Here is a 26,986-nt window from a genome sequence, read left to right as displayed (position 1 = left end):
TTTACTATTAAAACCAAGAGGTTAAGTGTTACACTGAAACCATTCAACCAAACGTTACATTGCGAAATTCCATGAAGTCGATTTTCCAGATCAGCGATTGTCACTTAAGCGATCCATCTAGCTTTGAAAACCTGCGCAAAGCGCTGTTGTGTGCTCAAAATGATTCATCTTGCGATACTCTTTTTCTCACTGGTGATCTGTGTTGCAACCCTCAATCTGGCGACTACCTCAGTCTAGTCAACTTCATAGAGCAACACACCCGAGACAAGCGTATCTTCGCCATCGCTGGTAATCATGATGACCATGAACTGATGAAACAAGAACTGCGTGGAAGTTGCATCGCCGTTGTCGATAAAGCCAAGCTCCATGGACGAGAGGTTATATTTTTGGACTCAAGTGCAAAGCCATTGGATAAGCGACACCCTTTAGGCTCTGGCCGAGTTGATAACCGTGGTTTAGCAGTCCTAACTAAACAGCTTCGCCATGTCGCCAACCCGATCGTCGTTGTCCACCATCCCATTATTCCTGTTGGCTCAGACTGGATGAAAGCGATTTGCTTGGAGAACGATGCAAGCTTACTTGCGCTTTTGGCAAAGCATCGAGTTCGAGATGTAATTTGCGGGCATGGACATGATGCACTGACTGTAACGCGTCAAAGTGTGACTCAACATATGGCACCCGCAACTGCTTATGGCTTTGACCACAGTATTGACGAATACAACCGAAGTGAAAGGATTGGTGTGAATAAGATTTGCTTTGAAGGTGAGAGGATAAAAGTGGAGACAATTTGGCTATAGCTATTCCCTATTCCCTATTCCCAAAATACAAAAAACCCTGCCGAGCTGGCAGGGTTTTCATTTCTTAAGAAGATACGTTACGCGAGATTAGTCACGTAGAGACGCACCAAACTTCTCAGAAACGTGAGCAACGATAGCGTCAACCGCACCAGCGATATCTGCATCTTCAAGCGTACGCTCAAGTGACTGTAGAGTCAGAGCGATTGCTAGGCTCTTCTTACCTTCTTCAACGCCTTTACCTACGTAAACGTCGAACAGTTTTGCATCTTTAAGGAACTCGCCACCTTGCTCTAGACAAGCGTTAACGATGTCACCAGATGCAACAGCTTCATCCACTACTACCGCGATATCACGACGGTTTGAAGGGAACTTAGAAAGCGCGACCGCTTCTGGGATCACTTTGCTGTTGATTGCAGACCATTCGATTTCGAATACGATAGTACGACCGTTTAGACCGAACTTACGCTCAAGCTCAGGGTGAACGGTACCGATCACGCCCACTTCTTTGCCGTCTACGATGATTGCCGCAGATTGACCAGGGTGAAGTGCTGGGTTAGCTTTTTTGCTTTCAGGTGATAGTGCAGCGAAAGAGTACGCTTTTTCGTTCGCAGATAGCTCTAGAATTGCTTCTAGATCGCCCTTAAGGTCGAAGAAATCAACAGTGTTAGTTTCGATATCCCAGTGCTCTTCACCGCGAGTACCAGCAATAACACCTGCAAGCATAGGCTCTTGGCGCATGCCGTTTTCTGCAGATTCACATGGGATGAAACGTAGGCCATATTCGAATAGACGAACGCGTGGCTGTTGACGCTTCTGGTTGTGAACAACTGTGTTCAGCAGACCTTGGATAAGACCAAGACGCATTGCTGACATGTCCGCAGAAATTGGGTTTGGAAGCACTAGAGGCTCAACACCAGGTACAACTAGCTTTTGTTGCTCAGGCTCAACGAAGCTGTATGTAATTGCTTCGTGGTAACCACGGTCAACAAGAAGATCACGAACGCGTTTCAGTGGAAGATCCGCTTCAACGTGGTTGTGCATCTTAAGTGCTGCTGCTGGGTGTTGGTTAGGAATGTTGTCGTAACCGTAGATACGGCCAACTTCTTCAATCAGGTCTTGCTCGATAGCGATATCGAAACGCCATGTTGGCGCTACAGCCATCCAACCTTCTTCTGAAGCTTCAACAGTCAAACCTAGGCGCTCTAGGATTTCTACTACGTCAGCATCAGCGATGTGGTGACCTAGTAGGTTGTCTAGCTTAGTACGACGTAGAGCAACTTTGTTTGGCTTAGGTAGGTCTGCTTCAGACTCTACTGCAACAACAGGTGCTACTTCACCACCACAGATTTCAACTAGAAGCTGAGTTGCACGCTCCATAGCGCTCACTTGTAGTGCGTAATCCACACCACGCTCGAAACGCATTGAAGAATCAGTGTGCAGACCGTAGCTACGAGCGCGACCACGAATGTGGTCAGGTGCAAAGAATGCACACTCTAGTAGAACGTCTTTAGTCTCAGTTGTTACACCAGACTCTTCACCACCAAAGATACCTGCGATTGCAAGTGCTTTGTTGTGGTCAGCTACTACTAGTGTATCTGCGTTTAGCTCTGCTTCGCTGCCGTCAAGAAGTGTTAGCTTCTCACCTTGCTCAGCCATACGAACTACGATGCCACCTTCGATCTTCGCTAGATCGAATGCGTGCATTGGTTGGCCTTGCTCTAGAAGAACGTAGTTAGTGATGTCTACTACAGGGTCGATCGAGCGAATACCACAACGACGCAGTTTCTCTTGCATCCATAGTGGTGTTTCAGCTTGAACGTTTACGTTCTTAACTACACGACCTAGGTAACGTGGACACGCAGCTGGCGCTTTCACTTCGATAGACACTTTGTCTTCGATTGAAGCTGCTACTGCTTCTACTGATGGTTCAGTCACGTCAGCGCGGTTTAGTACACCAACTTCACGAGCTAGACCACGAATGCTGAAACAGTCAGCGCGGTTTGCTGTTAGGTCTACGTCTACTGTTACGTCGTCTAGACCTAGGAATTCACGGAAGTCGGTACCGATTACTGCGTCTTCTGCTAGTTCCATGATGCCGTCTGACTCAACGTCGATACCTAGTTCAGTGAATGAACAAAGCATGCCGTGAGATGGTTGGCCACGTAGTTTCGCTTTTTTGATTTTGAAATCGCCTGGAAGAACAGCACCAACTGTTGCTACTGCTACTTTCAGACCTTGGCGACAGTTGTGTGCGCCACAAACGATGTCTAGAAGCTCTTCTTCACCCACGTCAACTTTAGTTACGCGCAGTTTGTCTGCATCTGGGTGTTGACCACATTCAACAACGTGACCAACTTTAACGCCGTTGAACGAACCTGCTACAGGTAGCACGTCATCAACTTCTAGACCCGCCATTGTAATTTGGTGAGTTAGTTCGTCAGTGGTAATCGAAGGACTAACCCACTCACGAAGCCATGATTCGCTGAATTTCATAGTGATTTATCCCCTGGATTACTTGAACTGTTTTAGGAAACGAAGATCGTTCTCGAAGAACGCACGTAGGTCGTTTACGCCGTAACGAAGCATTGTTAGACGCTCAACACCCATACCGAATGCGAAACCAGAGTATTTTTCAGGGTCGATGCCTACGCTACGTAGTACGTTCGGGTGAACCATACCGCAGCCTAGTACTTCTAGCCATTTACCGTTTTTGCCTTTCACGTCAACTTCTGCTGAAGGCTCAGTGAATGGGAAGTAAGATGGACGGAAACGTACTTCCACTTCTTCTTCGAAGAAGTTACATAGGAAATCGTGCAGGATGCCTTTTAGCTGTGCGAAGTTCACGTTCTCATCAACCAACATGCCTTCCACTTGGTGGAACATTGGCGTGTGCGTTTGGTCGTAGTCGTTACGGTATACACGGCCTGGTGCGATGAAACGGAATGGTGGTTTACCATTTTCCATCGTACGGATCTGTACGCCTGACGTGTGAGTACGAAGCATCAAATCTGGGTTGAAGAAGAAAGTATCGTGGTCAGTACGCGCTGGGTGATCAGCTGCGATGTTTAGTGCATCAAAGTTGTGGAATGCATCTTCGATTTCTGGACCAGACTCTGTGTTAAAGCCAAGTTCGCCAAAGAACTTCTCAATACGCTCAACAGTACGAGTAACTGGGTGTAGACCACCGTTCTCGATACGACGACCTGGTAGTGTCACGTCGATCGTTTCTGCTGCTAGCTTCGCTTCTAGCTCTGCACGTTGTAGTGCATCTTTACGAGCTGCGATAGCTTGCTGAACTACGCCTTTCGCTTTGTTGATCTCTTGACCAGCTTCACGGCGCTCTTCTGGTGGTAGTTTACCTAGGCTTTGAAGTTGAGCAGTTAGCTCACCTTTTTTACCTAGATACTGAACACGCACTTCATCAAGTACGACTAGCGATTCTGCAGCTTCAATTGCTGCGCTCGCGTTAGCAATGATCTCTTCTAGATGTTGCATCGTTTCCTCATCTACCTATTGGTAGTATCCATAAGGGAGTGATTGGTTTTTTGATAGCTGTACATAGTAGCCAAACGCGCCACCAAAGCCAAATTGAATTATGAAAAGAAGAGGTTATTGAATAAAAAGAATGCAAAAACGTAAAAAAAGCAGCGTTGTCTAGGAATAACGCCCATTTTATCGAGGTTGTTTTTGCATAAGAGGCCAAAGAAAGTCACTGGTATTGTTCTTATCAAGCGAGAAAAGAAGCCGGTTTTCCTTGGCGATTGAATATGAGAAGTAATCTAGTTTAAAGGCGTGAGTTTTTGTACGGTTTGAACTCGGTTTTTACCGTTTTGTTTTGCCAAGTAAACGCCCTCATCAGCAACTCGAATTAAATCCGTGTAGGTTTCCATTTTGTCTCGACGTTCTGCGACACCAACACTGATGCTCCCTCGCCAAGGTTCGAATGAAGTAGCAACAAGCATATGGGAGACCTGCTTTCTCACCGCCTCTGCCACATGCAAACCACCCTCTAATCCGGTATCTGGACAAATTACGAAAAACTCATCGCCGCCTAAACGACACACAATGTCATCGCTGCGGAAGTAGTGCTTCAATGCTTGCGCGAGTTCGGTTAGGACTAAGTCCCCGGCTTCATGGCCACAGGTATCATTCACTTGTTTGAAGTAATCGGCGTCGATCATGATACAAACCAAAGGCAGGTCTTTGGCGTCCTCATCCTTCCACAATTTCTTAAGCGTTTTTATCGCGCTTCTACGATTTGGTAACTGGGTTAATGAGTCAGTTAAGGACAAGGCTTCTAGCTGTTTATTTGCATTCGATAACTGCTTCGTCCTTTCGTCCACCTTTTCCTCTAGAACTAGGATCAGTTTGAGTAGCTCTCGATTTCGCTCCGAGACTTGCGAAAATAGCGCATTTAACGCCTCAAGCAGCGGCTCTGTTGAGGCATTGGCCTGTTTCTCTTGCTCTTCATACGCTGCTTTTGGAGACATGCCGGATTGAATCGCCGCCACTTGTTTGGACATATTCTGATCGATGCCAAGAATATGGTACGCCAGCCAATGAATAAGGAAATCCAGCAACTGTTCGGCCGCACGCTTGTTTTCTTCATTGATGAAGCTTTGCATGCTGATGATATCGCTCATGAACGCGCGATGGACTTGGATATGTTTCTGTAGATGCTCAGGATAGATCCCCACTTCGCGCATCAAGTTCTCTTCTTCTTTGAAGTGGAACTCTGCATAACGAGAAAGATCAAACAATGCGACTTGAATATCGGTCAAGGAGATGCTGTTTTGCGCCAAAAGTTCGCCGTACTTATTGATGAAGCCGACTAAATACTGGTGTTGCTCATCAACTTGTTCGATTCCAGTTTCGAAATATGTGTCCCAACGAAATGAATTCAACGCTACTACTCCTGAGTAAAACCAGTGAGTATTGATAGTTGCTTATATACAACTATCAATACCACAATAAACATAAGGAATAGTATCGACAAATCTTCCTTAACGCTTTAGCAGTCAGTCAAAATAATGACGTGGATCTACTTGCCTCCAACTTTTCGATTAGTTTATCTACCAATTTAAAAATAATACTGGATAGAGAGTTCGATAAAGTCGTCGTCCCGTGCGAAATAAAGCAGGTCCGTTGGCGTGTCATTTTTAAACAACCAAGCATCGATTTGCCACTTGAAATGATTTGAAATGCGGCTGGAAGCCTCAAGTTTTGCGTTGTACACATCGGAGTTGTCGAGATCTTGCGTTATACCCGTAAGAATTTCTGTGCCGTCTTCGTCATTGAGTGCTAAACGAATGCCTGCAAAGACATCATTTTGACCGATGTTTTGCGCGTTGTTACCGCGGCTATCATAGAGATACTCACCAATAATGCCTACGTCCCATACCGTATCAAAAGCACCTACTATTGTGTATTCAAAACCAGTCACGACGCCGACATGATTGTCGAAGCTATCACGGTAGACACTCTCTAGCTTCCATAACCAATCGCCCACGATGCCTTGAACATCCAGCCCAACATGGCTCATTAGGGCGTAGTAAGGTTTTAACTCTCCTTGATCAAACCGAAAATACGGGTCACGGTTTGTGCCATAAACATAGCTTAAACCTACATCCCAATCGCCGAACATTTGTGCATACCGAAACGCGACATCCACATGCTTTTCTTCTCGGCTAGATTCATACAACGCATCATCAGAGACAACGGGATCAATCCTCAAACGTCCATCTTTACCTGCAAATGTTCGCTCACGAAAATAAGGCAATAACATCGCATCCACCGTCCCCCACTCTTTGATAGAAGTAAAATGAACCATAGGTTGGCCGAGCTTATCTTCTCCATCAACCGCTTCTATCGCATCAACTTGGTTTACAACATCAACTAAGTGCGCAGACTCTGTGACGCCCCAAAACACCTTACTGATGCCGACTCGGAGTTCGTAATCATCCCAATAGGTTAAATATAAAGCTTCTCGAATATCACCATGAGCGCGTTCATCATCCATGCTATCCCAGCGATAAAAAGGCGTGAAAGTGAAACTCGCATCACCGTCTTGCAGATCCCAATAAAGCTCGGGTTGCAATACAAGTGATGTTTGCCCTTTGTCTTGCCCCTGAGCACCGTCAGAGAAAAACTGGCGATGCTCGATATTGACCTGCCCCGCTAGTTCAACGCCAAGCAAAGGCGAAGAACACAGCATTGCCGTAATGCCAGCCAAGGTTCGGCTTGCAGCGATTGCCCTAGTCATTCAACCTCCCTACTTAACGCGCTTAAGGACGTTTTTGTTGAAATCGTTGTCTTTCAAACCAGTCTGGAACGTCAATTCGCTGGTCGTCAGCTCCGTACTTTTGCCCGTTTGGTGATTCGTCATCGCCATGGTGTGAGCGCGCCAGTATTGATTCAGATATTGTTTGTAGTCGGAGAATAAAAGTGTTTTTAACAACGCACCTTTACGGTCATAAAACTCTACTTTCAGAGGACGATAGTGCGCCTTGTCCAACCAAACCACCTGCTTGGTGTAACCGGAGTTTTTATCTGTCGGGATTTGCTCTAACACAAACGTCTCTTGGTCATTCACCGTTTCATCTTTTAGGTAATTGAAACGGTATTTTTCGATCTCGAATGAGCTCAGGTCTTCATAAGCAAACTCACTGCCCATAAACGGACCGGATTTATTGCGTGAAGCAATACGTTTTACACGCTTAAGAGCAGGCAGGTAGAGCCATTGGTCATCAGCACCAACTGTATGAGAATGGTTGAGGAAGGCAGTACCTTTTACATCACGAGGCTCATCAAAAATGGTCAACCCTTTGTCACCATCATCGGCAACCTCAAGTGATTTCAAGCGCATCAAACGCGTACTGCTCTCGCCTTGTGCGTTGCGAAGGATCATTTGCATGGTTGCCACCGAATCCCCCCAACCTTCATCACGAGCTTTACGCTCCTGTGCAATCTCTAATCCTTTTACCTCATCTGCCCACGCAAATGACGAAAGCAAAAGTGAAACCGATAACGCGGCGACTTTGAATGGTGTTTTAACTAGTTTCATCATGTATTCCTTGTCTTAATTCCTGAAGTTCGTTTCTCGATTACAACGGTGTCGCCGTAACGTTTTTCTCAGATTCTGAAGGTGTTTTTTTCGTCCCTGTGTTTTGTGAGTAAGCGGCCTTATCAAACAGCATCAGCAAAGTCGGTAAGAATAAGAAATCCACAACTAAAGCGATAAAGATGACAATGGCGCTGAGCTGGCCCATATCAGCGTTCAAACGGAAGCTCGACATGGCCAACACCGAAAAGCCTGCCACCAAGACAACAGTGGTAATCCAGAGCGCGCGTCCAACAGTATGGAAAGCGTAACGCACTGCCTGTTCGGCGGTTTGGCCTTCTTTTCGGGCACGCTGGTATTTAGAAAGGAAGTGAACAGCATCATCGACCACAATCCCGAGCGTCAATGTGACAACAACAGATAGCCCGAGGTTGATTTCACCAGAGATAAGCGCCCAGAGACCAAAGCCAATCACGGCCGGTGCGATGTTTGGCACCAAGCTGATCAAGCCCAGTTTAAGAGAGCGAAGCGCAAAGATAAGCAGCGCGGAAATGAGCACTAATGTAATAGGTAAAGTAGAGAGCATACTCGCCATGTTGGTCTCACCAATGTGAGCGAACATCAAAGAAGGGCTCGAAGCAACTACTTCATATTGAGGGGCATTGTCAGCAAACCACGCATAGATACGATTCTCAAGATCAACCAATTCAACACTGCCTAAGTTATCGACGGTGAGAACCATTTTAATTGACGATTTATCAACATTGATTTGGTTGTTTAGGTCGAGCCCATACGGCAAGGACATCTCATAAAGCAACAGATATTGCGCAGCCAGTTCGCGATTTTGTGGTAACGCGTAGTAGCTTTCATCGTCGCCATGCATGTTCTTGTTGAGACGTTTATACACATCCGCTAGCGTCGCAACATGGTCAGTTTCTGGCTGAACTCGCAGCCAATCCGTAAACCCACCAATAGCATTGAGAAATACCGGGTCTGCAATCCCTTGTGACTCGTTAGTTTTAATCGCAATACTGATGTTAGTCATGCCACTGATGCGCGCTTCCATAAAGTCGGCAGCTTGACGAAAATCACTGCGGTTATCGAAGTACTTCACGGATTCATCATTGACGCGATTCAAAGGAATCAAACTCGCGCTGACTGCAATAACCAAAACAGATGCAGGCAGTAACGCTTTGCGATGTGTAACAACAAAGTCGCCCAGTTTGTCCATAAAGTCAGACTTCCCGTTCGAAGGCGTTTGCTTAACATTGATAGGAAGCAACTTCAGTAACGCAGGAAGAAGCGTGACAGAAAGGAAACATGCGATCATTACACCTAACGCTGACAAGTTACCGAAGTCTCTCAATACCGGAGAATCGGACATATTCATCATCAAAAAGCCGATAGCTGTGGTCACTGAAGTGATCAGAATTGGCATGAAGTTAAGTGAAATACTTCTCTCGATAGAATGCGCTTTGCTAAAGCCATTTTGCATCGAGTGGCGCATGGTGGTGATGACATGCACACAGTCAGCAACGGCAAGTGTCATCACCAGTGTTGGCACATTAACGGTCGCCGTGCTCAAGAACATGCCCGCCCAACCAGAAAGCCCCATTGTCGCCATGACTGAGCCGATGATAACGATCAAAGTGGCGACGACACTCAAGAATGAGCGCAACATAATGGTCAAAAACACCAAGATCACTAACAGCATGGTTGGCACCAATGTCGAGCTGTCCTCCTGCGCTGCCGTCATAAACGCATAGTTCATGGCGATAATGCCTGCTTTATGGAACTCAACATCTGGGTAGTTCTGTTGGTAACGCTCTAGCATTGCGCTTATATGGGACATCACCTCTTGCACTTCGGCCGTCTTGTCTATTTCTGGCAGTTGAACAGTAATGTTCACAACCGTTACGTCCCCTTTTTCTGAAATCAATGCGCTTTTCAATACAGGTTCTGACAACGCAATGCTTTTGACTTTAGCGATGCGCTCAGCGGTTAACTCATAGTCTTCATACAACAAATCCTCGACGAGAAGATCGTCTTCAAACGCTTCGGTATGTTGGTAGTTGGCGATAGAGTCAACACGACTGGAATAAGGCACTTGCCACGAATCGACGGTGAGGCTTTGTATAAGTTGGAGGATTTCCGGAGTGAAGACGTCGTTACTGGCTGGAGCAACAACAATGGCGAGATTGTCTGTTTTAGCAAAAGTGGTTTGAATTTCATCGAACGCCAATAACTGCTTATTGGTACCATCAAAGAAGATATTGTAGTCACCACGAAAATAAAGGTTCTTTCCTCCTATTGTCGCGATAACAACGAGTAATACCGTGGCCAGTAGTACCCATATACTGTACTTGGTTGGAATCTTCCCCCATTGAGCAGAGGAAGCTTGTTGAGCTTGGTGGTGTTTCATCACACTCTCCCTTTGTGACGTTTCGTCATAAAACGGAGTTAAAAAAGCAGCTTTAGCTGTTCTCTAATTCCAGATACGTTTCTAACGCGATCTCTACACCGATTTAATTAGATGTAATGGTGTAAAAATCATCGTTATTGACGATCCGTCAAATAGTGTGATTAAAAAGCCAATCCGCTAATTTGATTGGCTTGTTGCTTACTTAACGATTGACTGAGTCAAGATAAGCAAGTTCTTCACTGAATAATTCCTGCTCTACTCGACGCCAGGTTTTGCGGTAATCCCACTCAGTTGAGAGCGGTAACCAACCCAAACCGTCAAGTAACATATTGGCGTTATGGAGCACTGAGAAAGGGTCTTGCAAGCGCTGTATGCATCGACTATTTGACGCATTTTGCGCAAGCGCATTAGAACCAAAAGCAATAGACCAGTTTGCGAATACAATGGCATCAGAGCCTACTGCGGGTGAGAATTTTAAATCTCCAACTTCTACCGCATGGTTCACTAATGCATCCGCACCAGAAATCACTTCCTCTTCAAGCTTATTCAATTCATTTAGGCGGGCCGGAGAGGCTTTCTCAATCACCCAAGGGGTTTTAGCAACAATTGCGCACGTCGATAAGACAGGCTCCATGCGAGCGTAGATTCGGTAGCCCACATGCATTGCAATGATCTTCTCACGAGTATTGCCATCAAAGTTGGCCGTGCGTTCAAAAAACACCGCCTCACTTTTTAGAGAATGGATACAAAGCGCGAGAATCACATCTTCTTTGCTGCAGAAATGGTTGTAGATTGTCCCTTTTGAGTAAGGGCTTGCGGCGGTCAGCTTATCCATGGTGAGATTCGCAAACCCCTGCTCTTGAACCAATGACTTTGCAAGTTGGATCAACTCCACCTCACGATCGGCGATCGCTTGTTGTTTCTTAGTCAAACCAGAAACCACACGACACCCTTCTTGTTTGTCATTTTTCTTGCAGCCAAAGTTAAACATATTTCCCTGTTCCGTATCCCTGTGTAACCCAAATGAAGTGTAACACGAATATGGTTTGCAGAAACGACATCACATTTCTGACGAATCGTCATAATTGACACTTCGTCATAATAGTTCAACAAATAAACATTTCAAGAATGAATTTGTAAATCATTAAAAATAACTAGAGATTATATCGAGAGACTCGGCTTATCCCCTGCGGATGCTATCGCATAACGAATATCATCAATAAAGTTTGTCTCTGTTTGAACGATACCATCTGAAAAAGTAACGGGCTGATGTGGGCCTGCAATCAAAAGGACATTGGTAAAATCGGATACGTTAAAATTCTCTGCCACTACATTCTTCGAATGAAAATCAAGCACGGTATTCGCGACCTGTTCTTCCAAGATAAGCAGTTGTTCTTCAGTGATTTTCATGCGAGACAAAGCGACTCGAACACACTTCTCGTGCGTGGTCGTTTGATCCTTGATGATCTCTGTGTACTTGTCGTTAAGCTTCGAGTTTTCAGCATAGCTGTAGTAGAGCGGACCATGCAGAGTAATGTTGTTTTCTTCATCAACATAAACCAGATCAAGTAATTCTAGCGCGCCTAAATAGTCCGACATACTTTGTTTCGAGAGGTCATACTTTTTCATTAGGATGGTATAGCCGTCTTTCCCACGAAGCATCCGTAACTCTCGATAAAAATCGTAAAGATGAGGAAATTGGAAAAAGACTTCGTCTTGCGTGTGGCTAAAGTAATCTTGATCCTCAGCTTGAAGTTGATTTGCCAGCTTCTGCAATTCATCGAGGGTGCAGTCAACCGCGCGGCAATATTCGAGTAGCTTATCTAGAGCAAGGTTAGTACTAGTTAAATGACGTTTAAAAGTGGACAACGGCATGCCCATTTTCTCAGATAACTCTCGATATGTTAGCCCTTTAGTTTTTATCGCTTGTCGTAATGCGGCTAACAAGTACTCGGGAGTGAGTTCTCTCATCTACAATTCCTTATGGCAATGTTACAGCTGTATAGTATTTGTAACAATTTAGAATCACTTCGCAAGGCATAAGTTCATATTTTTATAAGAAAACTTTGAATTAATATACTTTCATTCACATTTATGATGTTAATACTGGCACTTAAAATGCATTCAGTTTCATTATAAATTGTTATCGAAATAGATTATAAACATGTTAATCAACATGCTATTCGTCGCATTAACTACTAACTTGAGCGTTTTCTCAGAGTATTTCCGACTTAAGACATCACAAAAACTTAGAATATTCCCCCTACAAAACATGCACTCCAAAATGCATAATTATTCAAATTACATATACTAAATCTCTATCTATTATTTTTTGCGAACGCTACGATCAGGATCAATAAGGTGAGTATGTAGGAACATTAGGTAGGCGTCAGAAATGCAAACGCAGAACATCACTATCGAGATTCTGCGTTTCACTTGAAATGGATAATCGAGTTGGAACTTACTACCCCATTCTATTGATCATGAGTTAGCAACACATCGTCTTGGCCAGTCGCTCTTAGACAAGCTTTACTGCAGTGCCAAATGCAAGAATCTCTGAAGAGCCATCAACGATCGAACTGGTGGTGAAACGAATACCGACAACAGCATCTGCTCCTAGGTTCGCGGCATCCTCTACCATTCGTTGAATAGCAATATTTCGGGCTTCCGTCATCATTTCGGTGTAGCCACGAATCTCACCACCAACAATGCTTTTTAAGCCAGCCATGAAATCACGCCCAATGTGCTTTGACTGAACCACATTTCCCGTCACAACACCTTTTATCTCAGCAATCTCTCGACCAGGAATCGTCTCGGTTGTTGAATAAATCATGTTATACCTCAGTAAGATAGTTAGATAACTCAATTAAGTTACCATCTGGGTCTCTAATGTAAACCGATAGGATGTTACCAATTGCACCTGTCCGTTGAACGGGGCCATCAATAACCTCGATAGAATGGGAGTCTAAATGGGAGAGCACGTTTGCAATTGGCGTATCACATACAAAACACAAATCGGCACTCCCAGAGGCCACCTGACTCGCCTTAGGTTCAAATTCATTGCCAAGCTGATGAAGGTTGATTTTTTGTCGTCCATATACCAAAGCGACACGTCCTTCTCCAAAAGTAACACTTTCCATACCGAGAACTTGTGTATAGAAATCCAGTGTGGTTTGAATGTCTTTAACGGTTAGTACAAGGTGATCCAAGCGGTTTATTTTCATTAAAGCCTCTCTACAATGCTTCAGATGAGATGACTGCCTCAATCTCAATAGATAAGTCGGGGTGAATCAAACGTCTCACCTCGACTAAAGAACAAGCAGGTAAATACCCTTCATAGAAGTCGAATAATACCGACCGGATCTCTGGCAGTTGGTTCATGTCGGTTACAAATATCGTCAGCTTGACGAGATCGCGTTTCTCTCTTTGTTCTTCAGTGAGTATCTGCGACAAGTAAGACAGAATCGTTTTCGTTTGCTCAATTAGGCTTTCACTTTGACTTGGTGAACCCATGGCTGTCAGCCCTGAAACATACAAGGTCTCACAATGTCTTGTCGCATGAACATAAGGACCAGAAATTTGTGGCAAAAATTCGTAACTGATTCGTTGAACCATGTTGTCTCCCCTTCCCTAGCGGTTGTATTTTCGTTTGTTCAGTATCTCTTTCACTTTCTGCGTTTGTTCCAAATCTATTTCATAAACATTGGCTAATGCACAAACATAATAGAGTACGTCGTAGAGTTCTTCCGCGATTGTTCCTTTAATTGTGTCCTCTGTCGGTTGTCCAGTGGCGTCTTTCCTAATCGATTCAGACAACTCACCCACTTCTTCAATCAGTTTGAGGAAATAATGCTGTTTCTGTTCCGGGTCGTGATCAAACTCTTTTATATGCGCTTGTAGTTGTCGAATATCCATTTCTAATCCTTTTGTTTGTAATCCTAATAAACCCTATCATAAGTAGATAACAGAATGATTTAACGCGATATTCCTTTACTTAGGACAATGCAATGGTACTCGCGCCCTAACTCATGCTCAGTATCATCAAATTGCTCTATGTGATTGAAGCCTTGCTTAAACCAAAAGCGAAAAGCGTCAGTATTCTCAACGTACACATTTAGCATGGCTTTATTGAAAGGCGCATACTCAAGAGCAACGTCCAATACACTATCGACGATTTCCTTTCCTAAACCTCTACATTGATAGTCAGGAATAAGACACAGCATAGGGATCCATAAACACCCTTTGTACGGAAAATTCAGTTCGAGTTGGATATAACCTATCGGCTCCCCCTCCTGTGTCGATATTTTTCTGAGGTAAAAAGCTTCGAGGTCATCGGGATTTTTTGGTAGAGAACTCTTTGAAATCAGCGCTTGATATTCTGCAATTGGCCAATCACGAAAAGTATGGTCATAAACCACTTTTTGATGATTAGAATCGAATAGAGATTTGGCTAGCTCAGCCTGTGTTGTATCAAAAGTAGAAAAGATTAAACGCTTTGATTCCCAATAGCTCGGTAACACAGATGCTCCTTATCCATGATTTGATGAGTAGAGGCAAAATAACAAACCCAGCCACTAGAGCAACTGATTTCGTCAGAGTTGGGATATGAACGGGAAACGGGAAACGGGAAACGGGAAACGGGAAACGGGAAACGGGAAACGGGAAACGGGAAACGGGAGAGTTTATGGTAGAAGAAACAGAAAGCAATAAAAAAGGAGAGCTAATGCTCTCCTTCTCTTAATCCTAAACTGCTAATTAAAGAGCAGCTTTCGCTTTTTCAACTAGAACAGCAAATGCTGCTTTGTCGAATACTGCGATGTCCGCTAGGATCTTACGGTCGATCTCGATAGATGCTTTCTTAAGACCGTTGATGAAACGGCTGTAAGATAGACCATTTTGACGAGATGCTGCGTTGATACGTGCAATCCATAGTTGACGGAATTGACGTTTCTTAGCGCGACGGTCACGGTAAGCGTATTGACCAGCTTTAGTAACTGCTTGGAAAGCTACGCGGTAAACACGTGAACGTGCACCGTAGTAACCTTTAGCTTGTTTTAGAACTTTCTTATGACGTGCACGAGCTTGTACACCACGTTTTACGCGAGGCATTATGCTTCTCCTAAACTAAACGATTGATAACTAAAAAGAATTAAGCGTATGGCAACATACGAACAACTGCAGCAACTTCACAACGTGGAAGAATTGCATTTGGACGTAGCTGACGCTTGTTCTTAGTAGTACGCTTAGTCAGAATGTGACGTTTTGTAGCGTGCTTGTACTTAATACCACCAGCAGTTTTCTTAAAACGCTTAGCAGCACCTTTGTTGGTTTTCATCTTAGGCATGATGAATAACTCCGCATTGAGTAGGTTTAATAAACAACGTAATTAGGGCGAACAAAACCCAGCCGTTTACCTTTAAAAGGGAAACGGCCAGGTCTTAATTACTTGATGAGCCGTTAATTACTTCTTTTTAGGGGCAAGAACCATGATCATCTGACGACCTTCGATCTTACTTGGGAAAGATTCCACTACAGCAAAGTCTACAGTGTCTTCTTTCAAGCGATGAAGAACGTCAACACCGATGTCTTGGTGTGCCATTTCTCGGCCACGGAAGCGAATTGTTACCTTCACTTTGTTGCCTTCTTCAAGGAAACGCGTCAGGTTGCGTAGTTTTACCTGATAGTCTCCAATATCAGTTCCAGGACGGAATTTTACTTCCTTAATCTGAACCTGTTTTTGCTTTTTCTTCTGCTCTTTAGCAGATTTGCTCTTTTCAAAGAGGAATTTGCCGTAGTCCATAACACGACAGACTGGCGGCTCAGCGTTAGGACTGATTTCCACAAGATCCATGCCTGCTTCTTCAGCAGCTGCGATCGCTTCTTGAATCGATACAACACCAACTGATTCACCGTCAGCGCCAGTTAGTCGAACTTCACGAACGCCACGAATTTCACCGTTCATACGGTGTGGGTTTTGTTTTACCGGCTGTTGGCCGCGTCTTCCGCCTTTAATAGCTTATTCCTCCAGATTGAGCTTACGGCTAGAGATCTCGTCTTGGATGTATGCGATAAAATCATCCACTTTAAATTTACCGAGATCTTTACCTTTACGAGTACGTACTGCGATTTCGCCTGCTTCCATCTCTTGGTCACCGACTACAAGCATATACGGTACACGCTTCAAAGTGTGTTCGCGGATTTTAAAGCCAATCTTCTCATTTCTCAAGTCCGCTTTAGCTCTAATTCCACTTTTTTGTAGTTTTTGTACTACTTCTTGAACATATTCTGATTGTTTATCAGTGATGTTCATAAGAATTGCCTGTTCTGGCGCCAACCAAGTTGGGAAGAAACCAGCATATTCTTCGATAAGGATACCAATGAAACGCTCTAGTGAACCTAGAATTGCACGGTGAATCATTACCGGTACAAGACGTTCATTGTTTTCACCTACATAAGTTGCACCTAGGCGACCTGGTAGGTTGAAGTCTAGCTGAACAGTACCACACTGCCACGCACGGTCTAGACAGTCGTATAGAGTGAATTCGATCTTAGGACCGTAGAATGCACCCTCGCCTTCTTGAATTTCGTATGGGATTTCCATCGATTCAAGAGATTGTTTCAATGCTTCTTCAGATTGATCCCAGATTTCGTCTGAACCTACACGTTTTTCTGGACGAGTAGACAGCTTCACTACGATATTGTCGAAACCAAATGTTTGGTACGTATCGTACACCATCTTGATACAGTTTGTTACTTCTTCTTGAATTTGGCTCTCAGTACAGAAAATGTGAGCGTCATCCTGAGTAAAGCCACGTACACGCATAATGCCGTGTAGTGCACCAGATGGTTCGTTACGGTGACATGAGCCAAACTCAGCCATGCGTAACGGTAGGTCGCGGTACGACTTAAGACCTTGGTTAAAGATCTGTACGTGACCTGGACAGTTCATTGGCTTGATTGCGTATTCACGGTTTTCAGAAGAAGTCGTGAACATTGCATCTGCGTATTTGTCCCAGTGACCAGAGCGTTCCCAAAGAACACGGTCCATCATTAGCGGACCTTTTACTTCTTGGTAGCCGTACTCATCTAGCTTAGAGCGGATGAATACTTCTAGATCACGGAAAACAGACCAACCATTGTGATGCCAGAACACCATACCAGGTGCTTCTTGCTGCATGTGGAATAGGTCTAGTTGCTTACCGATCTTACGGTGGTCACGCTTCGCCGCTTCTTCTAAGCGAGTTAGGTGCGCTTTCAGTGCTTTCTTATCGTGGAAAGCAGTACCGTAGATACGTTGAAGCATTTTGTTGTCGCTGTTACCACGCCAGTAAGCACCCGCAACATTCAATAGAGTGAAATGTTGACAGAAGCTCATGTTAGGAACGTGAGGACCACGACACATGTCGATGTATTCTTCATGGTGGTAAAGACCTGGACGATCATCACGAGATACGTTTTCGTCTAGGATTTCCACTTTGTATGGTTCGCCACGTGATTCAAACGTATCACGTGCTTCCTGCCAGCTCACTTTTTTCTTAACAACTTCGTACTTGGTTTTCGCTAGCTCTTTCATACGCTTTTCAATCTTTTCAAGATCTTCTTGCGTTAGAGACTCATCTAAGTCGATGTCGTAGTAGAAGCCATTGTCGATGGTTGGACCAATCGCCATTTTAGCTTGTGGGTAAAGCTGCTTAAGAGCGTGACCAAGAAGGTGAGCACATGAGTGACGAACGATTTCTAGACCGTCGACTTCATCTTTTACTGTGATGATCTCAAGACTTGCGTCTTCTTCAATTAGATCGCACGCATCAACGCGGTTACCGTTTACACGACCAGCGATAGTTGCTTTTGCAAGACCAGGACCGATCGATTGCGCAACTTCCATAGTAGAAACTGGGTTGTCAAATTGACGCTGACTGCCGTCAGGAAGAGTAATAATAGGCATGCTATGTCCTTTACAGTGGTGTTGCACACCAAGCAACACATGTTATTCAAATTAGAAGATATTTCGAGAGTCGATGACGATCGCTCAGTAACACGAATACCGGACCTTCATCGGAACAAGGATTGTACATAGCTCACATTTAGAATGCAAAGTGCGATTTCAAAATGTCATTGAAACTTCATCACAACAAATTCATCGATAAGTAAAGATTGAGGAATTAATACAATTGAACGGCATTCAAAACATGATAAAACTATAGTTAATCTATTGAGTAATCTCACTTTAGGCTCTCATCATGATGGATTTAAGATGGCAACCTACGCTCATGAGTTGCACCATTCTCCTATCTGCGCCGGCAATCTGCGCTTCAGATTTGTATGGTCCACTACGTTCCTATGCTCAATCTCCAGTGCAAGTTGTCAGCCACACGAACATGCTTCGCTCCGGATATGCCCTCCCCTCTGGTTATGTTGAAGCGTATGGTTCGGGCACAATAGCGAGTGTCTGGGCGCATACCAGCGACTATTCACTCGATTATTACCACAACCAACTCGAGTTAGGCGGTAAGTGGCAAATCGATGAAAAGTGGCAATTGGAACTGAACTATCGTTGGGTCTTTGCTGCGGATAACCATTTAGATGGATTGACCGAAAGCTTTCACGACCTATTTGGTATTGGACAAAATGGACGTGATGAAGTCGACAAGAACCGCTTTTATATGTCGATGCCTGACTACGACATTTTAATAGAGGATTTTGAAGGTGAAACGCTAGCGAACAACCTCTCAACGTATATCCAATACCAAATAATACAAAATGAATATCATGGTTTGTCTGTTGGTGGAAGCCTCTACTATAACGATGTTGCTCATGGCTCTTTCAAAGGCAACAGTTTTGAGCAAGGGGTACAAATCAACTACACCTATCGATTCAATGTAGCCAATGTATTCTATTCGATGGCAGGAATGACCTTTAGAAACAGTGATAAAGCGCTCGCTAATTTCCCCTATCGACATAACACCGCCGCCTTCGCTGGCGGTTATCGCTATGCACTAAAAAACAATCACCACTTCATACTTGAATATCATTGGTATCAAGGTTCGACAGAGGGCCCGAGTGAGTTTGCCGACGCATCGAATGGGTTCGTGATCGGGGATCGTTATTTAATGGAGAACTCTGCTATCGAGGTCATGGCGATTGAGAATGCGAGGAATATGGATAACAGTACCGATATCGCCTTTACATTTGGATATCGGTACTTGTTCGCTCCAGATAATGAGAGCTAGAAATATTACAGGTTCAATGTTGGCGCAATGGCTGCCGCAACTTGTGAATCAGAAGCCCCGATCGGTAATGAGAACGAACGGTATTGGTCACCCGACATACTAAACGAGCGGTCAATCTCTGCTAAACAATGGATAGTCCCACCATCTAAGATAAAGGAAAGCTCTATCTCTTTCGTAGAAACGAAGCCGTTATTGCGGAATTCTAATTCTTGGTAAATACCCGAACGTGAAGAGAAGGTATTCCCACGCAAGAAGCCTTTTTCAACATCTGCTTTTACCATCGTAAAACCGGCTTGCTCAATTGCTTGGATTACGCGTGAAGCCACTGGTAACGGCTTGACCTCGATGTAATCTCTATCTCGAGGGTCAATTGCAAAGTCGATATCTAGCGTGGTTTCAACCCACACGTGACACTGGTTTTTATGTGCGTTAACGGCTGTGATGGGCGTTTCATCGTGCAGTTTAAGTTCAAAAGGTACTTGTTTTTCTTCATTCGGTTGAATGACAAACGGCTCAACCGCTTTCAATTGATCAATGGTGAAAGTTTGGTAGCTAACACTGTCGTCTTCTTCCACTTTCATTTCTGTGTTCAATTTAATGGTAATGGCATCGATTTGTTGTTCAACATCACCGCCTTTAATTTGAACGTGACCACGCAAAGTCGCGCCTTGATACACACTCATCTCATCTAAAATCGTATCTACTTTTGCTGAGCCGATACCGAGTGACGCTTTTAGTTTTTTAAACATGCGATTCCTTTGTGACTGTCTGTTTTCGTTATTCTGATAAGTCTCTGTTTACACAACTGATGAAACTCCTGCAAGCAATAGACGACAAGAATGCGGACTAATTCCTTTTATCACTGCACAAAATACGTATGTCTGTTTGCAATTTGTCTATAGATTACGCACTATTTGTATAGTCAATTAAAAGGAAACCTTTATGTCTGCACCACTCTATATGCAAATCAAACGATTTATCCTCGATAAAATTGATTCGGGTGAGTGGATGGTTGGTCATCGTATCGCAACAGAAATCGAATTGACGGAACAGTTTGGTGTGAGCCGTATGACCGTCAACAAAGCGATCCGAGATTTAGTGAATGAAGGCAAACTTCAACGCCGACCACGCCTCGGTACCTTTGTTTGCGATCCAGCAGAAAAGTCTGAATCTCCACTTTTAGACATTCGCAACATTGCCGATGAAATCAGCAACCGTGGACGAGAGCATCACAGTGAAGTGTTGCAACAAATCTCCATCAAAGCCGATGACAGTATTGCGACCAAACTTGGCGTCATGCTTGGCACCACAGTGTTTTACAGTGAGATTGTCCATTTTGAAGATCACACTCCGATCCAACTAGAACTGCGTTGGGTCAACAGCCAATATGCGCCCAACTACTTGCAACAAGATTTCACTTGTATGACGCCAAACCAGTACTTGTCGGGCAACTGCCCACTCAGTGCCATCGAACACACTGTCGAAGCGATTATCCCCGACGCTCGTGTAAAACAAGACCTAAAAATGCAAGCCAACGAACCGTGTTTGCTGCTTAATCGCCGTACATGGAGTCAAGATAAACTGGTCAGCACAGCTCTCCTTTATCATCCGGGCAACAAGTACAAATTAAGCTCTAAGATCCTGCTATAAACTAGGCGTTACTTCTTCGTTTTGATCACATTTCAGCAACATTAGCCTTGTCAGTGATGCTTTTTTCTCCTATTTATTTGTATATACATTTAAAGATACAAATCAGAAGGAAACATCAGAATGGATTTGCTGATTGAAAATGCACGCCTCGTCACTATGCAAGAAGGAGAACAAGGTTACCTACCCTCTCCCCTTGCTCGCGTCGGCATTCGGTCAGGAAAAATTGTTGCACTCAGCACCGCAGCAAAAGGCGAAGACAGTGCAGAAACCGAATCCATCCTGAATCCGGACTACTACGAACAAACCATTGATCTTCAAAGCAAGCTTTTGTTGCCAGGTTTGATTGATTGTCACACTCACCTCGTTTACGCCGGAAATCGAGCCAACGAGTTTGAAATGCGCCTCAATGGTGTGCCTTATGAAGAAATCGCCAAGCAAGGCGGCGGTATTCTCTCTACCGTTCATGCCACTCGTGCCGCCACTGAAGAACAACTTATCGAGCTCGCTCTACCACGTTTAGATGGGTTACTTGCCAGTGGCGTTACCTCTATCGAAGTTAAGTCTGGTTACGGTCTCACGCTAGATGATGAAATCAAGATGCTGCGAGCAGCCAAAGCTTTAGAGCAAGAGCGCAAAGTAAAAATCACCACAACCCTGCTCGCCGCTCATGCACTTCCACCAGAATTTAAAGACCGAGCTGATGATTACATCCAACATATTTGTGATGACATTATTCCCCTCGTGGCAGAAGAAAAGCTCGCCACCAGCGTCGATGTGTTTTGTGAATCGATTGGTTTTAACTTAGCGCAAACAGAGCGGGCCTTTGAGGCAGCAAAAAAACATGGCTTGCATGTGAAAGGCCATACTGAGCAGCTCTCTGATTTAGGTGGTACGGCTTTAACCGCCCAATACAATGGCCTTTCTGCCGATCATATTGAATATCTGGATGAAATGGGCGTACGTGCACTTGCTAACTCTTCTACCGTCGCAACCTTGCTACCTGGTGCATTTTACTTCTTACGTGAAACCCAATTACCACCTATCGATTTGCTTAGAACGCACAAGGTGCCAATGGCAATAGCGACAGATATCAACCCTGGCACGTCACCGTTCGCAGATTTAACCCTGATGATGAACATGGCTTGCACTCTGTTCCGCTTAACGCCACAAGAAGCGCTGCGTGGTGTTACCCAGAATGCAGCAAAAGCATTGGGTTATGGGGAATCTCGTGGCGTGATTGAAGTCGGTTATGACGCTGACTTCTCAATTTGGGATATCGAACACCCAGCAGACCTTAGTTACCAAGTCGGCGCAAAACGTTTGGTAGGTCGTATAGTCAATGGTGAATATGTCTCTCACGGAGGACTGTAACATGGCTCAATCAGATCCAAATGCCGCTCCATTTCACTGGCAAGGTCGCCACGATGCAGAAGATGGAGAACTGGGTAAACGTGTTCACCACGTGATTAAAAATATTTCTGTCGAAGAGTTACCGAGCAAAAGCGAAGGCGTCTCGATCCTTGGTTTTGCTACCGATGCAGGTGTTGCCAGAAATAAAGGCCGTATTGGTGCGAAAAAGTCACCGGATTTGATCCGTCGTGCCCTAGCCAATCTCGCTTGGCACCAAGATGCACCACTTTACGATCTCGGCACCGTCGTTTGCGAAGACGACTTACTAGAGAGCAGCCAATCGCAATGCGCAGCCACGGTTGCTCAAGCACTACCCCATACGCCGGTCGTCGTCCTAGGTGGCGGGCACGAGATCGCATGGGCGTCATTTTCTGGTTTGGCCGAATACTTTAAAACTCATCACCCAGAAAAGCAGCCGAAGATTGGCATTATCAACTTCGACGCACATTTTGACCTGCGCGCTTTTGAAAGTTCGCTGGCAGATGTAAAACCGAGCTCAGGGACACCATTTAATCAAATCCATGACTTCTGCCAACGCAATGATTGGAAGTTTCACTACGCTTGCATTGGCGTCAGTCGCAGCAGCAATACCAAAGCCCTATTCCAGAAAGCGGACGAACTCAACGTTTGGTATGTGGAAGACAAACAGCTTTGCTACATGAACCACAGCTACCATTTAACGCAGCTACAGCACTTCATCGATGACTGCGATTACCTCTATCTAACGATTGATTTGGACGTGTTCCCTGCGGCAACTGCTCCGGGTGTAAGCGCTCCAGCAGCGAGAGGGGTCAGCTACGACATCATTTCGCCGTTTCTCGACCGAATCCTACATTACAAAAACAAACTCATGCTTGCAGACATTGCCGAGTACAACCCCACTTATGACGTCGATAGCCAAACAGCTCGATTGGCAGCCCGCCTTTGTTGGGACATCGCCAATGCCATGGCAGAGAAAAACCACAAGCCTAAATAACCAAACCCAATAACGATTAAATAGCCAAGCACAGACTTGGTACACACGTGAAACTAAAGGAGTCTTAAAATGACACAGCGCCAAGGACAAGATCCACGACTTGATACCAGCAGAACAATTCGTGCTCCACGCGGTACCGACCTGCGCGCCAAATCTTGGCTGACGGAAGCCCCACTTCGTATGCTGATGAACAACCTTGATCCAGACGTAGCCGAGCACCCTCACTCGCTCGTTGTATACGGTGGTATCGGTCGAGCAGCACGAAATTGGGAATGCTTCGATAAGATTGTTGAAGTGTTAGAAAGGCTCGACGATGACCAAACTCTTCTCGTTCAATCAGGCAAGCCCGTGGGCGTTTTCCCGACTCATAAAAATGCGCCACGCGTTCTGATTGCGAACTCAAACCTAGTACCACATTGGGCCAACTGGGAGCACTTCAATGAGCTCGATAAAGAAGGCCTGATGATGTACGGACAAATGACTGCAGGTAGCTGGATTTACATCGGCTCACAAGGCATTGTTCAAGGCACTTACGAGACCTTTGTCTCGGTAGCTAAAAAGCACTTTAACGGCGATGCAAAAGGTCGTTGGATTTTAACTGGCGGCCTTGGTGGTATGGGCGGCGCTCAGCCACTAGCTGGGACAATGGCAGGTTTCTCAATGATTGCTGTTGAGTGTGACGAGTCACGCATAGATTACCGCCTACGCACAGGCTACGTCGACAAGAAAGCCACATCTTTAGATGAAGCGCTGGCGATGATCAAAGAGTCTGACACGCCTATTTCTGTCGGTCTACTAGGTAACGCAGCAGACATCTTCCCTGAGCTTGTGGAACGTAACATCACGCCAGACGTAGTAACAGACCAAACCTCTGCGCACGACCCATTGAACGGCTACTTGCCTCAAGGTTGGAGCATGTCTCATGCAGCAGAAATGCGCTTGCAAGATGAAGCCGGCGTAGTGAAAGCGGCGAAACAATCAATGGCAGTGCAAGTTCAAGCCATGCTAGAGCTGCAAAACCGCGGCGCTGCAACATTGGATTACGGAAACAATATCCGTCAAATGGCGTTGGAAGAAGGCGTAGAAAACGCGTTTGATTTCCCAGGTTTCGTACCAGCTTACATTCGACCTTTGTTCTGTGAAGGTATTGGTCCTTTCCGTTGGGCAGCGTTGTCTGGCGACCCAGAGGACATCTACAAAACCGACCAAAAAGTTAAAGAGCTGATTCCAGATAACCCTCACCTACATAACTGGCTAGACATGGCACGTGAACGCATTCAGTTCCAAGGTTTGCCTGCACGTATCTGTTGGGTGGGTCTGAAAGACCGTGAGCGCCTAGGTCAAGCCTTTAATGAAATGGTGAAAAACGGTGAACTGAAAGCACCGGTTGTTATTGGCCGTGACCACTTAGACTCAGGCTCGGTAGCCAGCCCAAATCGCGAAACTGAAGGCATGATGGATGGCTCTGATGCCGTATCAGATTGGCCATTACTTAACGCCCTATTGAACACCGCAGGCGGTGCAACTTGGGTATCACTTCACCATGGTGGCGGCGTTGGCATGGGCTTCTCTCAACACTCAGGTATGGTGATTTGTTGTGACGGTAGTGATGATGCGTCTGAGCGTATTGCTCGTGTACTTCACAATGACCCAGCGACGGGGGTTATGCGTCATGCCGATGCGGGATATGACATCGCAAAACAATGTGCAGCTGAGCAAAAACTGGATTTGCCAATGCTCAATGAAGAACTGAAAAAGCTGAAGTAAGGATGAAAGACATGCTCAATTTAACGCTAAAGCCAGGCCATATTAGCTTAAACGAACTACGTCAGGTGAGCCGCTCACCTGTCAACCTTACTCTCGATCCAGAAGCCATTCCGGCCATTGAGGAAAGCACTCAAGTTGTCGACCGAGTGATTGCAGAAGATCGCACCGTTTATGGCATCAATACGGGTTTCGGTCTACTTGCAAACACTCGTATTGCGCCGGAAGATCTAGAAACGCTGCAACGCAGTATTGTGCTTTCTCATGCTGCGGGCATCGGCAAATTTATGTCAGATGAGACTGTTCGTTTGATGATGGTGCTGAAAATCAATAGCCTTGCGCGTGGATTCTCAGGCTTACGTTTGAAAGTCATCAACATGCTGATTGACCTTGTGAACGCACAAGTATATCCATGCGTGCCTCAAAAAGGCTCTGTCGGTGCATCCGGTGACTTAGCGCCGCTTGCTCACATGAGTACGGTTCTTCTTGGCGAGGGCCAAGCGCGTCATAATGGCAAAGTCATTTCTGGCTTAGAAGCTCTGCAAATTGCTGGTCTAGAGCCAATCACACTGGCACCTAAAGAAGGCCTTGCACTACTTAACGGTACTCAAGCGTCAACGGCGTTTGCGTTAGAGGGCTTATTTATTGCCGAGGATCTGTTCTCATCTGCGACCGTTTGTGGCGCGATGTCGGTAGAAGCAGCACTAGGCAGCCGTCGTCCGTTCGATCCTCGTATCCACCGAGTCCGTGGCCATCGTAGCCAAATGGATGCGGCGTTAGCGTATCGACACCTATTAGAAGCGACCAGTGAGATCGGTGAATCCCATACCAACTGTGAGAAGGTTCAAGACCCTTACTCTCTGCGCTGTCAGCCTCAAGTTATGGGTGCTTGTTTACAGCAAATTCGCAATGCGGCAGACACTCTGCAAGTAGAGGCGAACTCGGTGTCAGATAACCCGCTTGTGTTTGCAGAAGACGATGACATCATCTCTGGTGGTAACTTCCATGCTGAGCCCGTTGCTATGGCGGCGGATAACCTTGCACTTGCGATTGCAGAGATTGGTAGCTTGTCAGAGCGTCGCATGGCACTGCTTATTGATAGTGCTCTATCTAAGCTTCCTCCATTCTTGGTCGACAATGGCGGCGTAAACTCGGGCTTTATGATCGCTCAGGTTACTTCGGCTGCGCTGGCGAGTGAAAACAAAACACTGGCTCACCCTGCTTCTGTCGATAGCTTGCCAACATCAGCAAACCAAGAAGATCACGTATCAATGGCGACTTTCGCCGCTCGTCGTTTGAAAGAGATGGGAGAAAATACGCGTGGTATTTTGGCGGTTGAATACTTGTCAGCCGCGCAAGGGTTGGATTTCCGTGCGCCAAACAAATCTTCGGAGCGTATCGAAATTGCCAAGCAAATGCTGCGCGAGAAAGTGTCGTTCTACGATAAAGACCGCTACTTCGCGCCAGATATCGAGCAAGCCAATGCCCTACTCAAGCTTGCTCTGCATAACGCATTGATGCCAGAAAGCTTACTGCCAAGCGTGCATTAATCTATTGTGCTAATGACCCTAAAGGCTCCTTCTTGGAGCCTTTATTGTATTTATACGCATCAAGTCCCTCAATAATATGGTAAATCGCGGATTTATGGCCATACTGAATAATGCATAACAAAAGCGC

The 26,986-nt window shown here is 45.3% G+C and carries 25 protein-coding genes; 7 read left to right on the top strand and 18 right to left on the bottom strand.

What is annotated here, in order from left to right:
* The first annotated feature begins 71 nt into the window (after positions 1–71).
* Complete coding sequence (locus tag ATB78_RS06675; protein ID WP_061008159.1) at positions 72–797, top strand: metallophosphoesterase; 726 nt, start codon at positions 72–74, stop codon at positions 795–797.
* Positions 798–884: 87 nt separating this feature from the next.
* Here the strand turns inward: ATB78_RS06675 and pheT are convergent, their stop codons facing one another.
* The 17 genes from pheT to thrS all read right to left on the bottom strand — a co-directional run bounded on the left by pheT (position 885) and on the right by thrS (position 18,224).
* Positions 885–3,290, bottom strand: a complete 2,406-nt coding sequence (gene pheT / locus ATB78_RS06670; protein ID WP_005439803.1) for a phenylalanine--tRNA ligase subunit beta — start codon at positions 3,288–3,290, stop codon at positions 885–887.
* Positions 3,291–3,308: 18 nt separating this feature from the next.
* Positions 3,309–4,292 carry a phenylalanine--tRNA ligase subunit alpha gene (gene pheS / locus ATB78_RS06665; RefSeq protein WP_005439802.1) on the bottom strand — a complete coding sequence of 328 codons (984 nt, stop codon included), beginning with the start codon at positions 4,290–4,292 and terminating at the stop codon, positions 3,309–3,311.
* A gap of 284 nt (positions 4,293–4,576) precedes the next feature.
* Complete coding sequence (locus ATB78_RS06660; protein ID WP_061008158.1) at positions 4,577–5,701, bottom strand: GGDEF domain-containing protein; 1,125 nt, start codon at positions 5,699–5,701, stop codon at positions 4,577–4,579.
* Between the two features lie 176 nt (positions 5,702–5,877).
* Positions 5,878–7,059, bottom strand: coding sequence for a hypothetical protein (locus ATB78_RS06655; RefSeq protein WP_061008157.1), 1,182 nt, complete (start codon positions 7,057–7,059; stop codon positions 5,878–5,880).
* 9 nt (positions 7,060–7,068) lie between these two features.
* Positions 7,069–7,860: an outer membrane lipoprotein-sorting protein gene (locus ATB78_RS06650; protein WP_041055497.1), complete on the bottom strand. Its 792-nt coding sequence runs from the start codon at positions 7,858–7,860 to the stop codon at positions 7,069–7,071.
* 40 nt (positions 7,861–7,900) lie between these two features.
* The gene (locus tag ATB78_RS06645) at positions 7,901–10,279 is read right to left on the bottom strand and encodes an MMPL family transporter (RefSeq protein WP_061008156.1); all 2,379 of its coding nucleotides are present in this window, start codon (positions 10,277–10,279) and stop codon (positions 7,901–7,903) included.
* Between the two features lie 202 nt (positions 10,280–10,481).
* The gene (locus ATB78_RS06640; protein WP_009705882.1) at positions 10,482–11,270 is read right to left on the bottom strand and encodes a TetR/AcrR family transcriptional regulator; all 789 of its coding nucleotides are present in this window, start codon (positions 11,268–11,270) and stop codon (positions 10,482–10,484) included.
* 170 nt (positions 11,271–11,440) lie between these two features.
* Positions 11,441–12,250, bottom strand: a complete 810-nt coding sequence (locus ATB78_RS06635) for a helix-turn-helix transcriptional regulator (RefSeq protein WP_009705881.1) — start codon at positions 12,248–12,250, stop codon at positions 11,441–11,443.
* 547 nt (positions 12,251–12,797) lie between these two features.
* On the bottom strand, positions 12,798–13,112 hold the full coding sequence (locus tag ATB78_RS06630; RefSeq protein ID WP_005443150.1) for a heavy metal-binding domain-containing protein: 315 nt from the start codon (positions 13,110–13,112) through the stop codon (positions 12,798–12,800).
* A gap of 1 nt (position 13,113) precedes the next feature.
* Positions 13,114–13,503, bottom strand: coding sequence for a VOC family protein (locus tag ATB78_RS06625; RefSeq protein ID WP_020194858.1), 390 nt, complete (start codon positions 13,501–13,503; stop codon positions 13,114–13,116).
* Positions 13,504–13,513: 10 nt separating this feature from the next.
* Positions 13,514–13,894, bottom strand: coding sequence for a RidA family protein (locus ATB78_RS06620; RefSeq protein ID WP_061008155.1), 381 nt, complete (start codon positions 13,892–13,894; stop codon positions 13,514–13,516).
* Positions 13,895–13,909: 15 nt separating this feature from the next.
* Entirely contained in the window at positions 13,910–14,194 is a 285-nt protein-coding gene (locus ATB78_RS06615) for a MazG nucleotide pyrophosphohydrolase domain-containing protein (RefSeq protein WP_061008154.1), read from the bottom strand.
* Between the two features lie 59 nt (positions 14,195–14,253).
* Positions 14,254–14,799: a GNAT family N-acetyltransferase gene (locus ATB78_RS06610; RefSeq protein ID WP_061008153.1), complete on the bottom strand. Its 546-nt coding sequence runs from the start codon at positions 14,797–14,799 to the stop codon at positions 14,254–14,256.
* A gap of 235 nt (positions 14,800–15,034) precedes the next feature.
* The gene (gene rplT, locus ATB78_RS06605) at positions 15,035–15,388 is read right to left on the bottom strand and encodes a 50S ribosomal protein L20 (protein WP_004727974.1); all 354 of its coding nucleotides are present in this window, start codon (positions 15,386–15,388) and stop codon (positions 15,035–15,037) included.
* Positions 15,389–15,428: 40 nt separating this feature from the next.
* Entirely contained in the window at positions 15,429–15,623 is a 195-nt protein-coding gene (gene rpmI, locus ATB78_RS06600) for a 50S ribosomal protein L35 (RefSeq protein ID WP_009705876.1), read from the bottom strand.
* Between the two features lie 117 nt (positions 15,624–15,740).
* The gene (infC, locus tag ATB78_RS06595; protein ID WP_074050532.1) at positions 15,741–16,292 is read right to left on the bottom strand and encodes a translation initiation factor IF-3; all 552 of its coding nucleotides are present in this window, start codon (positions 16,290–16,292) and stop codon (positions 15,741–15,743) included.
* Positions 16,293–16,295: 3 nt separating this feature from the next.
* Positions 16,296–18,224: a threonine--tRNA ligase gene (thrS, locus tag ATB78_RS06590; protein ID WP_009705874.1), complete on the bottom strand. Its 1,929-nt coding sequence runs from the start codon at positions 18,222–18,224 to the stop codon at positions 16,296–16,298.
* Between the two features lie 295 nt (positions 18,225–18,519).
* Between thrS and ATB78_RS06585 the strand changes: the two genes are divergently transcribed.
* Positions 18,520–19,509, top strand: coding sequence for a DUF3187 family protein (locus ATB78_RS06585; protein WP_061008152.1), 990 nt, complete (start codon positions 18,520–18,522; stop codon positions 19,507–19,509).
* A gap of 5 nt (positions 19,510–19,514) precedes the next feature.
* Here ATB78_RS06585 and ATB78_RS06580 read toward each other — a convergent pair whose 3' ends face one another.
* Positions 19,515–20,258, bottom strand: a complete 744-nt coding sequence (locus ATB78_RS06580) for a sporulation protein (RefSeq protein ID WP_061008151.1) — start codon at positions 20,256–20,258, stop codon at positions 19,515–19,517.
* A gap of 193 nt (positions 20,259–20,451) precedes the next feature.
* Here ATB78_RS06580 and hutC point away from each other — a divergent pair, with 193 nt between their 5' ends.
* The 5 genes from hutC to hutH all read left to right on the top strand — a co-directional run bounded on the left by hutC (position 20,452) and on the right by hutH (position 26,859).
* Complete coding sequence (gene hutC, locus ATB78_RS06575; protein WP_005536165.1) at positions 20,452–21,159, top strand: histidine utilization repressor; 708 nt, start codon at positions 20,452–20,454, stop codon at positions 21,157–21,159.
* Positions 21,160–21,279: 120 nt separating this feature from the next.
* A complete protein-coding gene (hutI, locus tag ATB78_RS06570; protein ID WP_061008150.1) occupies positions 21,280–22,530 on the top strand; it encodes an imidazolonepropionase in 1,251 nt (416 codons plus the stop codon).
* Between the two features lies 1 nt (position 22,531).
* On the top strand, positions 22,532–23,545 hold the full coding sequence (gene hutG, locus ATB78_RS06565; protein ID WP_061008149.1) for a formimidoylglutamase: 1,014 nt from the start codon (positions 22,532–22,534) through the stop codon (positions 23,543–23,545).
* A gap of 69 nt (positions 23,546–23,614) precedes the next feature.
* Positions 23,615–25,312, top strand: coding sequence for a urocanate hydratase (hutU, locus tag ATB78_RS06560; protein WP_020194865.1), 1,698 nt, complete (start codon positions 23,615–23,617; stop codon positions 25,310–25,312).
* A gap of 11 nt (positions 25,313–25,323) precedes the next feature.
* Entirely contained in the window at positions 25,324–26,859 is a 1,536-nt protein-coding gene (gene hutH, locus ATB78_RS06555; RefSeq protein WP_039985177.1) for a histidine ammonia-lyase, read from the top strand.
* Positions 26,860–26,986: the final 127 nt, after the last annotated feature.

It is taken from the genome of Vibrio sp. CUB2 (assembly GCF_001557945.1).
Taxonomy (GTDB): domain Bacteria; phylum Pseudomonadota; class Gammaproteobacteria; order Enterobacterales; family Vibrionaceae; genus Vibrio; species Vibrio owensii.
This window is presented reverse-complemented; position numbering and strand designations above follow the sequence as displayed.